Below are 13,100 nucleotides of genomic sequence, written 5' to 3' on the forward strand. Positions count from 1 at the left end.
ACCGGATGGATCAGCGGCCACCCGGAAGGATGCCGGCGAGGCCGTGGCGGGGGGCGGGCATGCGGGAGCCCCGGCCCTTCACGCTCTGCCAGATGGCCCGGTTGAACACCTGCTCGTCCACCCGCTCCTCCTGCCGGGGCGGCTGCTTCGCCGAGGCCGCCGCCAGCGGCGCGTCCGGCGCGTTCCGCTCGTCGAACGGCTGGGCGGGCAGGATGGCGTCGTACGGCGTCATGACGGGACGGTCGGTGAACGACGCGGTCATCGGCGTGGCGGAGGCGTCGAAGCGGGTCATCGGGCCGATGCCCGCGATCAGTTCGATCGTGCGCAGCATCGACACCGTGCTGTAGAAGGTGGAGTCGACCCGGCCGGTCTGCGTGTACGGGCTGACGATCAGAGCGACCGTGCGGTGGGCGTCCACGTGGTCGGGGCCGTTCTGCGCGTCGTCCTCCACCACGAAGATCGCGGTCGAGGGCCAGAACGCCGAATGCGACACCGCGTCGACGAGCTGCCCGAGCGCGTAGTCGTTGTCCGCGACATACGCCTTGGGGACGGGCACGCCGGGCTTCGTGCCGGCGGTGTGGTCGTTGGGGAGCCGGACGAGCTCCACGGCGGGCAGCGTCCCCGAGCTCTCGTACGCCCTGAACTCCCTCAGCCACGCGCACATCCGGCCGATGCCGGTGGCCTCGTCGCAGTGATCGCTCTTCGACAGGTCGAACCCCGCGAACGTGGGATCGGTGTGGGCGGGCAGGTCGGGGTCGAGCGGGGCGGCCACCCCCTTGCTGGTCGTGTAGAACCCGTAGTTGCGGTAGGACACCCCCGCCGCCGCCAGCCGGTTCCACAGGTACGCGTCCCGGCGGTCGCGGCCGGGGGCCGTCGCCGGGTTGCCGCCCTCGTAGTCGTACGGGTGGCCGCGCCGCGAGTAGTAGGCCGGCCAGGTCTGCTCGGTGTACGCGTTGGAGTTGGCGGCCGTCGACCAGCTCCACCCCTGGGCGCTGATCTCCGCGTCGGCGTAGAAGTCGTCGAGCGTCACGAACCGGCGGGCCAGCTCGCGGGTGTTCGGGGCCGACGTGTCGCCGAAGAGGGTCAGGCGCGGGTCGCCGTCCCCTTTGCCGAGGTCGCCGAGCACCTGGTCGTACGTGCGGTTCTCCCGGACCACGTAGATCACGTGCTTGATCGGGGTGGGTGCGCCGGGCCGCGCCGGGACGACCCCGCCGCCGTCCCGGGAAACGGCGGCCGGTGTGTTGGCGGCCACCTGGCGGGACCACTCGGCCAGCCGTCCGGGGTCGGCGACGCCTGAGATCACCGACAGCGTCCCCCGGAGCATCGAGTCGATGTGCCTGTGGGAGGCGGGGTCCGCGCCCGCGTTCGGGCCCGCGCCCAGCCCCTTGGCGTTCGTGACGAGCAGCCGGTCGCCCACCGCCTGGACCGAGGTGGGATACCAGCCGGTGGGGATCCGCCCCAGCGTCCGGCCGTCCTCGGCGTCGAGAACCGCCACGTCGTTGGTGCCCGAGTCGGCCACGTACAGGACGCGCTCGTCCGGGGAGAGGGCGACGGCGGCGGGATTGCCGCCCACCTCGGCCGCCGGGCCCGGCCGCAGGTCGAACCGGCGGATCACCCGGTTCCCGGCGGTGCCGATCACGTGGACCTCGTCGCTGTCGGACGCCGCCACATAGAGACGCCGCCCCGAGCGGTCGAGCACGGCCTTGTTGGGATGGGTGCCGACCCGCAGTGTCGCGGTGACGGCCAGGGCCCTGAGGTCCACCACGCTCACGGTCGCCGCGCCCTGGTTCGTGACGTACGCGGTCGCGCCGTCCCGCGACACCGTGACGCCGTACGGATTGTGGCCCACGGGCACCGCCCGTACGGCTCCCGTGGCCGTGTCCACGGCGTAGAAGGCGTCCGCGAGCTGGCCGGCGACGTAGATCGTCTCGCCGCCGGGGGAGACGGCGAGCCCGGCCGGGAACGCCTTCTTCCCGGCGGGGAGAGGGAAGGGCTCGGTCTCCGCGAGCCGCCCGGCGGACACGTCGAACACGCGGATCTTGTCGTTGCCCCCGGCGCTCGCGTAGGCCCGCGTGCCGTCCGGGCTCCACGCCACTCCGGCGTACAGCGCCTCGGGCCTGCCGTACGGGAGGGTCTGGGTGACCTGGCCGGTCGCCGTGTCGACGACCTGGAGCGACTGCTTCCCCTTGCCGTCGTTGGTGACCAGCATCCGGGAGCCGTCCGGGGACAGGGCCGAGGCGAGCGGGAGCGGCCCGAGGGCCACCTGCGCGCCGGCCGGAGTGATCCGGTAGCCGCCGGGCGTGACACCGGTGCCGTCGCCGCGCGGGCCGGGCGGGTCGCCCCCCGCGACGCCGTACGCCGCCCCGCCGCCCGCCAGCAGAACGGCGGCCACGACGAGGCCGGTGAGCCGTCTCGACCGGCTGTGCACCGGTGCCTCCTCTCCGGGCACCACCGCGTCTCGCGCCGTACGGCGAGCCGCGCGGCGATGACCACCGCGGACGCTATCCGGAGGCGTTCCCCGGTCATGTCCGCGAAGGGGCAAAGATCAGGTCAAAGCTTGCGCGACCGCTGGGAATCACCCGTTCAGTGCCGCTTTCTGGAAGTCGCCGGGGCTGAGGCCGTAGCAGCGGACGAACCAGCGCGTCAGGTGGCTCTGATCGGCGAAGCCGGACCGGGCGGCCGTCTCGCCGAGCGGCACCCCACGGGCGATCAGACGTCGCGCGGCCCGCAGCCGCAGCAGCCGCTGGTAGTCGCTGGGCGGCATGCCGTACACCTCTTTGAAGGCCCGGTAGACGGCGAACCTGCTGCGACCGGTGACGGCGGCCAGCTCGCCGGCGCTCACCTCGCCCAGGTAGGCGTCGTGCAGGTGCCGCCGGACCGTGTGCGCCACCCGCCGGGCGTCCCCCGGTGCCGTCGCCGCCGGCTCCATGCTCCGTACGGCGGCCCGCCGGACGATGGAGGCGACCGTGGCGGCGAGCGCCTCCTGCCTCCGCAGAGCGGTGGCGTTCCCGAGCAGCGCGCGATGCAGGGCCAGCAGGTTCCGGGCGAGGAGCGGGTCGCGGACCACGGGCTCGGGGAAGAGCGGAGGCCCGGACGGGCGGCCCGTCATGTCGGCGAGGACGTCGGTGACCAGCTCGGGGCCGATGTGGATCATCCGGTAGGTGAACCCCAGCTCGTCGGCGGCGTGGCCGTCGTGCGGGTCGTCGGGGTTGAAGGCCATGACCATGCCCGAGCCGCTGACGTGTGAGCCGCCGCGGCAGGTGAACGCCTGCGCGCCGTCCTCGGTGACGCCGAAGGAGTACGTCTCGTGGCTGTGGCGGTGGTAGACGTGCCGCACGAAGTGGGCGTGCATCGCCTCAAGCGGCTGGTCGGCCGAGCGCCAGTAGCTGCTCCAGTCCTGTTCGGCCACCCCTTCATTGTGCTCGTGCGGGATTGTGCTCGTGCGGGGGCGCACCAGCGTTCAAGACTCCCGTGCCGGGGCCGGGCCAGCCTGGCCCCATGCGTTTCGACACCAAGATCGGCATCGTGGTCCGCGACGACCTCGCGGTGTGGCAGAGGCTCAACGTCACCGCGTTCCTCGCGAGCGCCGTGGCCGGCGGGGTCCCCGGTTTGATCGGCGAGCCCTACGAGGACGGCTCGGGCACCGTTTACCTGCCGATGATCCGCCAGCCGGTGCTCATCTACGCGGCCGGCGCCGACGGGCTCGCCCGCGTACGGGCCCGGGCGGTCGAGCGGGGGCTGGACACCGCCGTCTACATCGAGGAGATGTTCAAGACCGGCAACGACGCCGACAACCGCGCCGCCGTCCGGGCGGTCACGGCGGACGAGATGTCCCTGGCCGGCCTGGCCGTCCACGGTCCTCGCAACCCCGTGGACAAGATCCTCAAAGGCCTCCCGCTCCATCCCTGAACGCCGGTTCATTGGAGGGGATGCGCGTTCGCCTCAAGATTCCGATAATCGGGATGACCATCGCTGGGCGACTTGAGGATCTCCGTGGCATATTTGGCTTCCACTCCCGCCTTCGGGGACTTCCAGCAGAATCTCGGCTATGCGCGGCAGCTTGTCGAAGGTGGACGGCTGCTGTCGGACCTGGCGGTCACCTCCTTCGACACGGAGGACCTTTTTCGTGCCGCATGGGTGCAGGCCGTGGCAGCTCTGGATCACTGGGTGCACGAGGAGATCTATCACCGGGCCGTGGTCATCGCTCAGAAGCGAGGAGGCGTCAAGCCTCGCAGGTTTCTGGAGTTCGACATTCCGATGGAGCTCTTCGAGAACGTCAGCCTGGGCACGATGTCATTGGAGGCGGCGTTCCGGGGGCATCTGCGTAAGACGCTGGGGTGGCGGTCGTATCAGAACCCCGGCAAGATTCGCGAAGGCTTCGCGCTGGTCAGCGATGTGCAGCTCTGGACGAAGGTCGCGAAGATCCTCTCCGATGAGCGGGCGGACGGCGAGCCGATCACGCAGAAGGTGGTCATCGACGAGATGACCCGGATCGCCGGACGGCGGAACAAGATCTCCCATGAGGCGGACCGCGATCCGGACCGCCCGGGAAAGAAGCTCGGCATCGGCGCCGAGGAGACGCGGAAGGTCATCGACTGGCTGGAGGGCGTGGCGGCCGCCATCCTGGTCGCGCTGGACGGGCCGCCCAAGGAGCGTTCGGCCGCCGATCTGCGGGCGCAGGAGGCGGACCATGAGCCCGAACCGGAGCTTTCCACGGACCTGTTCCACGGTGAGGAGCGCTACTTTCAGCGGCTGCGGCATTCGAGCGGAGAGCCCGTCGAGCACGCCGTGCTCATGCTGCTCGATTGGTGGCGGAGTCGTGGCGGACAGGTCCGGTACGGACGCGATGGCGCGTCCTGCACACCGGTGATCCGGCGTGATGGCAAGACGCTCAACATGGTGCGCTTCTATCCCAAGACGGTGGAGGTTCCCTTCGGCGCTCTCAAGAGCAGGCGGCCGTTCGACCAGCCGGCGTTCCGGGAGGAGTTGCGGCAACGGCTCAACGAGGCGCCGGGAGTGGACATCGGCTCCGACAAGCTCGATCTCTACCCTTCCTTTCCCATCACCCTGCTCCTGAAGGCCGCTGTCGTCAGCACGGTGATCGACACGCTCGTGTGGTTCACGGAGCGCGTGGGGGACGCCGGGCCGACCGCATAGTGCGGGTCGGAAAGGCTCGGCGGCCTCGGCGGCACGGGCCCATCGAGGCCGCCGGCTTCCCAGGGCCGGGGCATGAGCGCGTGAGCGGCTACTGGACGTTGCGGATGGTGCCGCCGTCGACGCGGAGGGTAGCGCCGCTGACGTAGTCGGCGTGCGGGCTGGCGAGGTAGACGACGGCGGCGGCGATCTCCTCGGGCCGTCCGAACCGGCCGATGTCGTTCGACCCCCAGTCCTCGGCCGCCGCGTGCTCGATCTCCTCCCAGGTCGTGCCCCACCCCTGCGCGGGCGCGACCGTGGTCAGCAGCTCCTTGAGCGCGTCGACCAGGATCGCGCCCGGGGCGACCACGTTGGAGGTGACCCCGCTGCCCTTCAGCTCCCGCGCGAGGGAGACCGCCAGGTTGTGCCGGGCCGCCAGCGTGGCGTTGTAGTGCGGCAGCGCGGCGATCGGCTGGGTCGCCAGGCCACCTCCGATCTGGATCACTCGCCCCCATCCGCGCTCGCGCATCTGGGGCACGAGCCGCTGGATCATCCGTACTCCGGAGATCACGTTGGTCTCGTAGGCCCGAGCCCAGACCTCCGGCGTGGCGTCGGCCCAGGACAGGTGGTCGTAGGCGCCGGCGTTGTTGACGAGGATGTCGACCGGGCCGCCGGCCAGCGCTTCCCGCGCGACCGCGTCGGCGCCCTCGTCGTCGGCGAGGTCGCCCACCGCCACATCGGCCCGCCCTCCGGACGATCGGATGGTCTCGGCGACGGCGGTGGCGCGGGCCTCGTCGCGGCCGTGCACCACGACCTCGACTCCCTCGTCCGCGAGCATCAGGGCGGCGGCCTGGCCGAGCCCCGCGCTCGACCCTGTGATCAGCGCCCGCTTGCCGGTCAATCTCATATCCATGTCATGTCCTTCTTGTCGATCGTCACATGTCTCCGGCCTGTCAGGCTTGGGCCGGTGTCAGGTCCTCGTGCCGCGGCGCGGCGCCGTCCGCGCCGGGAGAGCTCGTCGCCTCGTGGCGTCCGGCGCCGCCGCGGGGGACGAGGAACGCCACGGCCACGGTCACCGCGGAGACCACGGTCAGCAGCAGGAAGCCGTGGGTGAAGCCGGACTCGTACGGCAGGCCGTCGGGCCGCGGATGTCCCGTGATGACGGAGCTGACGACCGCGGTGCCGATCGAGCCGCCGATGGTGCGGATGTTGGCGTTCATGCCGCCCGCGGCGCCGGTCTGCCGCGCCGGCACGCTCTGCACGATCAGGTTGGTCATCGAGGCGTAGGCGAGGCCGAGTCCCAGCCCGAACAACCCGGTGGCGAGCGCGACCTGCCACGGCTGGTCGTGGAAGGCGGTGAACGCGGCGCAGGCGACGGCGCCGCACGCCGAGCCCCACACGAGCTGCGCCTTGGGGCCGACGACCGAGGTGATCGGGCCGCTGACGGTCCCAGCGACCGCCATCGTGACGAGCATGGGCAGCATCAGCAGCCCGGCGCCGGTGATGCTGGAGCCGAATCCGTAACCGGCGGCCCGCGGGATCTGCATGAACTGCGGCAGGAACGCGAAGGCGGCGAACATGCCGCCCCCGAACAGCAGCGCCACCAGGTTGGTCGTCCACACCGCGGGCAGCCGCATCACGCGCATGTCGATCAACGGATGGAGGGAGCTCAGCTCCACCGTGATCCATGCGGCGAAGCCGATGACGGCGGCGGCGAGCAAGCCGATCACCTTGGGTGAGCTCCACCCCCACGAGGTGGCCTCGCTCAGTGGGACCAGCAGCGCCACCAGCCATCCCGACAGAAGTACGGCGGCGAGCCAGTCGACCCGTCCCGGCGTGCGCACGGGCGACTCGGGGACGTACCGGTGCGCCAGGACGGCGGTCGCCGCCACGATGATCATCGGGATCCAGAACAGCCATCGCCAGCCCAGCGCGCCGACGATCGGGCCGGCCAGCACAATGCCCAGCCCGCCGCCCACCGCGATGACGGCCGACAGGCCGCCGATCGCCGAGGACACCCGTGCGGGAGGGAACTCGTCGCGGACGATCCCGAACGACACGGGGAACACCGCCCCGCCGAGCCCCTGGATCACCCGCCCGATGATCAGCACTCCGATGTTCGGGGCGAGCGCCGCGACCAGGCATCCGAGCGCGATGGCGGCGAGCGCGACGAGCAGCGTCCGCTCCTTGCCGATCATGTCGCCGATCCGGCCCATGAGCGGGGTGGCGACCGACGCGGACAGCAGCCACGCGGTCAGCACCCAGGTCACCGTGCTCTGGCTGGTGTGCAGGTCGTGCTGGATGGTCGGCAGCACCGGGCTGACCAGAGACTGCAGTGTCGAGAACGCGGCGGCGGCGGCCGCCAGGACCATGAAGGTCAGCCGTGTTGAAGAGGTCTTGCGTGCCATGAAAGGCCCTTCGAGATGGTCGCGCCGCGGTGATGCGGCCGACGTCCGCTCCCGCGGATGGACGTCGCGGGGCAGCGGCCTTGCCTGTTAAAGTTGAGGGGTGCCTCCACATTAGCGGAGGGGTGCCTCCGGTACAAGTCGTGGGAGGAAATCGTGGCGGACAAGCCGGTCACAGGGCCCGCCGTCGCCGTACGGCGCCCGCAACGGGCCGACGCGCGGCGCAACTTCGACGCGTTGCTCGAAGCCGCGCGGGAGGCGTTCGCGCAGCACGGCACCGAGGCGTCGCTGGAGGACATCGCCCGCCGCGCGGGCGTGGGCATCGGCACGCTCTACCGCAACTTCCCGACCCGGCAGGACCTGTTCGAGAGCGTGTACGTCGGCGAGGTCGAGGAGCTCTGCCGCGCTGCCGAAGACGTGGCCGGGCTGCCGCCCTGGGAGGCGCTCGCGGCCTGGCTGCGCCGCTTCGTGACCTACGCCGCCACGAAGCGGGCCGTATATGAGGCGCTCAACCGCGACTCGGAGATGTTCCGGTCCTGCCGGGTCGCGATGTACGCGGCCGGAGAGCCCCTGCTGGCGCGGGCCAAGGAGGCCGGTGAGGTGCGCCCGGATATCGGCTTCGACGACGTGCTGCGCATGATCAACGCGATCAGCGCCGCCGCCTTCGCCGACGACGCCCAGCGTGAGCGGGTGCTGGAGATGGCCCTCGACGGCGTGCGCGGCGGCACGCGGACGAACGGCCGGGCCTGAACCGGGAGGGGCGTCAGCTCGCGAAGCCGAAGATGGCGGCGAGCATGCCCCGGACGTCGGCGAGCCGTGCCGTCGGGAGGTCGCCGACCTTCTCCTTCAGCCGGCCGCTGTGCACGGTGGTGATCCGGTCGACCATCGCCGCCCGGCCGCCGCCGACGTCGATGGAGAACGCGGTCAGCGCGCTCGCCATGTCAGCCGACTCCACGTACGCGGTGAGGGCGTTGTCGCCGTACAGGGTGTGGTAGAAATCGCCGGACACGATGAGGCGTACCTCTTCGCGGTCGGCCAGCCGGACCGTCCAGAGCTCCCCGAAGCGGTGGGTCACGCGGCCGCCCCCGCCTCTCCGCGCTTGTCCTTCAGCGCCTTGTCCGTGTCGGCGCGCATCGCGGCCTCGTCGGCCTCCTGGGCGGCGATGCCGGGGGAGCCGTAGAACGCGGCCCTGCCCGCCTGGTCGTGGCCGGCGGCGATCTCCCGGAGGAGCCCCCGTTCGATCACGGCCGACAGGCTCAGCCCGTTCGCCTCGGCGTGCGCCCGGGCCTTCTCCAGGATCCACGGGGCGATGCTGATCGACGTCTTGTCCTTCGCCATACCCGGAGTGTACCTAGCGCGTAATACTCGCGGTAGGAGTTGACGGAATCCACACCTCGGCGCCGGGAGTGTCCTGGACGAAAACCGTTTGTCCGGCCCGGAACGGGGTGGCTATCGTCGGGCATTCCGCTGCGAAAGGTGGCCATGAGCACGCTCGACTCCGTCGTCACGTCCGAGCTGAAGATCCGCCGTCTGGGCGCCGGCGACCTGGAGGCCTGTCTCGCCCTCGCCGCCGACCGTGACTGGGGGCGGGAGGACCGCAAGTGGCTGCTGCTCCTCCAGCACGGCGAGGGATACGGGATCGACGACCCGCTGGGCGGGCTGGCCGGCACGGTGGTCCTCACCCGCTTCGCGGACACGGCCGTCGCAGTCAGCATGATGCTCGTCGCGGCCCGCTATGCCCGGCAGGGGCTGGGACGGCGGCTGATGAGCCATGCGATCGCCCAGTCGGGCGACGCGGTGATCTTCCTGTACGCCACCGAGCAGGGCCGCCCGCTCTACGAGAAGCTCGGCTTCGAGACGGCCGCCGTCGCGGAGGCGCGCTGGGGCCGGTTCCAGCCGGACGGCCTTCCGCCGCGGTCACGCCTCGCCGGTCCGGGTGACCTGCCCGCCATGCTCCATCTCGACCTCGAGGTGTTCGGGGCCGACCGCGCCTTCCTGGTCGAGAAGCTCCTCACCTTCGCCGACGAGGTGCGGGTCGTGGAGGAGGGCGGCCGGATCACCGGCTACGCCGCCGCCTGGCCCAACATGGACACGACGGTCGTCGGGCCCGTGGTCGCGCGGGACGCCGGCGGGGCGCGCGCGCTCATCGCCGACCTCGCCGGCCGTACGGACGGCCCGATGCGTGTCGAGCTGGACCGGGACCGGCCGGAGATGATCGACTGGATCGCCGGGCGGGGCGTCCCGCAGGCGTTCTCGACGTCGTTCATGGTCCACGGCGGCCGGCCCATGCCGGGGGACCGGACCCGCCTGTTCGCCCCGTTCATGGTCGCCCTCGGCTGAGCGGGCCCGCGTTCCTAGGATGGGGGGAACGCCGACGTCATCGGGGGGCCTGCCATGACCGCACGACCGCCGCTTCCGCCGTTCACCGAGGAGAGCGCGAGGCAGAAGGTGCAGGCGGCGGAGGACGCCTGGAACACGCGGGATCCCGAGCGGGTCGCGTCCGCCTACACGGAGGACTCCGTGTGGCGCAACCGGGACGAGTTCCTGACCGGCCGCCAGGAGATCATCGGGTTCCTGCGGCGCAAGTGGGAGCGGGAGCTCGACTACGTCCTCCGCAAGGATCTGTGGTCGTACGGCGGGGACCGGATCGCGGTGCGCTTCCAGTACGAGTGGCACGACGCGGAGGGCCGGTGGTGGCGCAGCTACGGCAACGAGCTGTGGGAGTTCACCCCCGAAGGCCTGATGAGGCGCAGGGAGGCCAGCATCAACGACGTCTCCATCGCTGAGGGCGACCGCCGTTTCCACGGGCCCCGCACCCCGGACGAGCACGGCGCCGGCTTCCCGCTGAGGTGACGGGCCCGGCCGCCGGCGAGAGCCGCCGCTGGGAAGGGGCCTCGCGTCCCGAAACCGCAACGACCGGATGATCGCCGCCCGTCTCGCTGGGCCTCCTGCGTAGGCTCGTCGCAGGATCAGTTCGGCGGAGGTGCGGTGAGACTCGATCCGGCGGGACCGGCGACGGCGCCGCGCCTGGCCCGGCTGGTCGCCGTCGTCGTCAGCCTGGGGTTCTCCTTCGGGGGAGTCATCGGCGTCGCCGACTCCGATCAGCCGGCCCTCACCAAGGCGACCGCGATCGCACTGCTGGCGGCCCTGCTCGCGCTGCACCTGTACAACTGCGTGCACCGCTCAGGCGGCCGCAGGCCGAAGGGCTGGCGATGGACCCTGGCGGCCCAGGCCGTCCTCACCGCCGTGGGGATGATCGGCTTCGCCTCCACCTGGTACGGCAACTCGGGATTCCTCGCGGCGGCCCTGTTGCTTCTGGTCCGCCCGGCCGCGGCGGCCTGGGCCGGTTTCGCCCTCGTCCTGGTGATGCAACTGCTGTCGGCCCTCGCCGTACGGCCGACCGCGGCCGAGGCGCTCTACCTCGTCGTGGGGCACACGGCCTTCGTCGGGATCGCGCTGTACGGCGTGGCCAGGCTGGCGGACCTGGTCGCCGACCTGCGGGCCACCCGCACCCGGCTCGCGGAGGCGGAGGTCGCCCGGGAGCGGCTGGCCTTCGCCCGGCGGCTCAACGAGCGGGTGGCGGCGCGCCTGCGAGATGTCGTCCGGCAGGGCGAAGGCGTCCTGGAGACCGGCGATCCTCAAGCGGCGCGGGAGCGGCTGGACGGCAGTCTGAACATCGCCCGTGAGGCTCTGAACGAGACCAGATCCGTCGCGCACTCGCACCGCTCGGAGAGGCCGGCCGGGTGGCGGCCGGTCGCCGACGATCTCACCACGACCGCGGTCGCGCTGCTCGGGGTCGCGACCGTCTGCCTGATGATCGTCCCGGGGGCCGTGCGGTACGCCGCGAGAGGGCAGATGACCGGCCCGCAGGTCGCGCTGCTGGTCGCCTGCCTGGCCGCGTTCGTCGCGCTCTACCTGCGCAACTGCACGCCCGGCGAGGACGAGGGGAGGCCCGGCGGCTGGGGGTGGACCCTCGGCGCCCAGGTCGTGCTGGCCGCCGCACCGGTGGCCGTCTTCGGCCTCCAGACCTGGCACGTCACGTACTTCCTGCCCGGCCTCACGGCGGTGCTGCTGCGTGGCGCGGTCAGGTGGGCGGTGACGGTGCCGCTGGTCTTCCAGGACGCGATCTTCCATCTGTGGGGGGCCGGGCTGGGCGATCCGGGCCCGCGGGGAAACCTCTACGAGGCGGTCTGGGCCGGCGAGCGCGCCCTGGTCGTGTACGGGCTGGTGCGGATGGCGCGGCTGACCATCGAGCTGAGGGCGGCCCGGGCCGAGCTCGCGAGGACCGAGGTGGCGCGGGAGCGGCTGAGGTTCGCCCGCGATCTTCACGACCTGCTCGGATTCAGCCTGTCCGTCATCGTCTTGAAGAGCGAGCTCGCCTTCCGCCTGCTCGGCAGGGATCCGGAACGGGCCGCTCGCGAGCTGTCCGAGGGGCTGGCCGCGGCGCGGCAGGCGCTGGCGGACATCGAGTCGGTCGCGGCCGGCTATCGCCGGATGTCGCTCGCCGCCGAGTCCGAGTCCGCGCGCGAGGTGCTGCGCGCCGCGGGCGTCACGGTGAGCGGGACCGTGAGCCCGGTACGGCTGCCCGCCGAGGTCGACACCGTGCTGGCCACCGTTCTGCGCGAGGGGGTGACCAACGTGCTACGGCACAGCGCTGCCCGGCGCTGCGTCCTGGAGGCCGCGCACTCCGGCCGCGTGGTGCGGCTGCACCTCATGAACGACGGGGTCCCGCCGGCCACGACGGGCGCCCGTACCGGGACCGGTGTCGGCAACCTCACCGAGCGCGTGCGCGAGCTGGGCGGCAGGCTCACCACCGAGATCACGGACGGGACCTACCTCCTCCTCGCCGAGGTGCCCCTAGAGCCAGCCCTCGTCGGTGGCGATGCGGATCGCGTCGACGCGGTTCCTGGCGTTCAGCTTCAGGACGGCGGAGGAAAGGTAGTTGCGGACCGTCCCCCTGGTCAGCGATAGCCGTTCGGCGATCTCGTCCGGCTCGGCCCCGGTGGCGGCGAGCCGCAGCACGTCGGCCTCCCTGGCGGCGAGGGGGCTGCGCGCCGCCTGGAGCGCGGCGAGCGCGAGCTGCTGGTCCACCACCTGCTCCCCTGCGGCCACCGCGCGGATGGCCTTGACCAGATCCTCCGGCGGTGAGTGCTTCAGCAGGAACCCGGAGACTCCGGCGGCGAGGGCGCGGCGCAGGTAGCCGGGCCTGGCCATGCCGGTCAGCACCAGGGCGCGGCAGCCGGGCACCCGTTCACGCAGGTCGCGGGCGGCGCTCAAGCCGTCGAGACCGGGCAGATCGATGTCGATCACCGCCACGTCGGGACCCGCGGCGGCGGCCGCGGCCACGACGTCGTCGCCGCGCTCCACAGCGGCCACCACGACCAGGTCGTCCTCGAGGCCGAGCACGGCGGACAGGGTCTCCCGCAGGATGCGGACATCCTCCGCGATCATTACCCGGATCACGGCCACCCCTGTGAATCCTTCAGAAGGAACTGCTGAACGTGGCACTACCGGCCCCGGCGCCGGTGGGCGAATCTAACAGAGCAACCTATCGCGAGGTCG

13 protein-coding genes are annotated in these 13,100 nt (G+C 71.9%); 6 read left to right on the forward strand and 7 right to left on the reverse strand.

Annotation, left to right across the window (positions count from 1 at the left end):
• Window positions 1–10: 10 nt before the first annotated feature.
• Window positions 11–2,428, reverse strand: a complete 2,418-nt coding sequence (locus AB0B72_RS03380) for a bifunctional YncE family protein/alkaline phosphatase family protein (protein WP_367736670.1) — start codon at window positions 2,426–2,428, stop codon at window positions 11–13.
• 147 nt (window positions 2,429–2,575) lie between these two features.
• Window positions 2,576–3,409, reverse strand: coding sequence for an AraC family transcriptional regulator (locus AB0B72_RS03385; protein WP_367736671.1), 834 nt, complete (start codon window positions 3,407–3,409; stop codon window positions 2,576–2,578).
• Window positions 3,410–3,498: 89 nt separating this feature from the next.
• On the opposite strand from AB0B72_RS03385, the gene AB0B72_RS03390 reads away from it, so the two are divergent.
• Both AB0B72_RS03390 and AB0B72_RS03395 read left to right on the forward strand, forming a co-directional pair.
• A complete protein-coding gene (locus tag AB0B72_RS03390) occupies window positions 3,499–3,909 on the forward strand; it encodes a DUF2000 family protein (RefSeq protein ID WP_367736672.1) in 411 nt (136 codons plus the stop codon).
• Window positions 3,910–3,993: 84 nt separating this feature from the next.
• A complete protein-coding gene (locus tag AB0B72_RS03395) occupies window positions 3,994–5,157 on the forward strand; it encodes a hypothetical protein (RefSeq protein WP_367736673.1) in 1,164 nt (387 codons plus the stop codon).
• An 88-nt stretch (window positions 5,158–5,245) separates the two neighbouring features.
• On the opposite strand, the gene AB0B72_RS03400 is transcribed toward AB0B72_RS03395, so the two are convergent.
• Complete coding sequence (locus AB0B72_RS03400) at window positions 5,246–6,046, reverse strand: SDR family NAD(P)-dependent oxidoreductase (RefSeq protein WP_367736674.1); 801 nt, start codon at window positions 6,044–6,046, stop codon at window positions 5,246–5,248.
• A 40-nt stretch (window positions 6,047–6,086) separates the two neighbouring features.
• The gene (locus AB0B72_RS03405) at window positions 6,087–7,541 is read right to left on the reverse strand and encodes an MFS transporter (RefSeq protein ID WP_367736675.1); all 1,455 of its coding nucleotides are present in this window, start codon (window positions 7,539–7,541) and stop codon (window positions 6,087–6,089) included.
• Between the two features lie 153 nt (window positions 7,542–7,694).
• On the opposite strand from AB0B72_RS03405, the gene AB0B72_RS03410 reads away from it, so the two are divergent.
• Complete coding sequence (locus AB0B72_RS03410; protein WP_367736676.1) at window positions 7,695–8,288, forward strand: TetR/AcrR family transcriptional regulator; 594 nt, start codon at window positions 7,695–7,697, stop codon at window positions 8,286–8,288.
• A gap of 13 nt (window positions 8,289–8,301) precedes the next feature.
• On the opposite strand, the gene AB0B72_RS03415 is transcribed toward AB0B72_RS03410, so the two are convergent.
• Both AB0B72_RS03415 and AB0B72_RS03420 read right to left on the reverse strand, forming a co-directional pair.
• On the reverse strand, window positions 8,302–8,613 hold the full coding sequence (locus tag AB0B72_RS03415; protein WP_367736677.1) for a type II toxin-antitoxin system PemK/MazF family toxin: 312 nt from the start codon (window positions 8,611–8,613) through the stop codon (window positions 8,302–8,304).
• Complete coding sequence (locus tag AB0B72_RS03420; RefSeq protein ID WP_367736678.1) at window positions 8,610–8,876, reverse strand: hypothetical protein; 267 nt, start codon at window positions 8,874–8,876, stop codon at window positions 8,610–8,612. The genes AB0B72_RS03415 and AB0B72_RS03420 overlap by 4 nt, the downstream gene beginning before the upstream one ends.
• Window positions 8,877–9,020: 144 nt before the next feature.
• On the opposite strand from AB0B72_RS03420, the gene AB0B72_RS03425 reads away from it, so the two are divergent.
• From AB0B72_RS03425 to AB0B72_RS03435, 3 genes are all read left to right on the forward strand, one after another.
• Entirely contained in the window at window positions 9,021–9,878 is an 858-nt protein-coding gene (locus AB0B72_RS03425) for a GNAT family N-acetyltransferase (protein WP_367736679.1), read from the forward strand.
• Window positions 9,879–9,932: 54 nt separating this feature from the next.
• The gene (locus AB0B72_RS03430; RefSeq protein ID WP_367736680.1) at window positions 9,933–10,391 is read left to right on the forward strand and encodes a nuclear transport factor 2 family protein; all 459 of its coding nucleotides are present in this window, start codon (window positions 9,933–9,935) and stop codon (window positions 10,389–10,391) included.
• Window positions 10,392–10,526: 135 nt separating this feature from the next.
• Window positions 10,527–12,509, forward strand: a complete 1,983-nt coding sequence (locus AB0B72_RS03435) for a histidine kinase (protein ID WP_367736681.1) — start codon at window positions 10,527–10,529, stop codon at window positions 12,507–12,509.
• Here AB0B72_RS03435 and AB0B72_RS03440 read toward each other — a convergent pair.
• On the reverse strand, window positions 12,396–13,001 hold the full coding sequence (locus tag AB0B72_RS03440) for a DNA-binding response regulator (RefSeq protein ID WP_367736843.1): 606 nt from the start codon (window positions 12,999–13,001) through the stop codon (window positions 12,396–12,398). The genes AB0B72_RS03435 and AB0B72_RS03440 overlap by 114 nt on opposite strands.
• Window positions 13,002–13,100: the final 99 nt, after the last annotated feature.

The sequence above is a fragment of the Microbispora sp. NPDC049125 genome (genome assembly GCF_040802045.1).
GTDB lineage: Bacteria > Actinomycetota > Actinomycetes > Streptosporangiales > Streptosporangiaceae > Microbispora.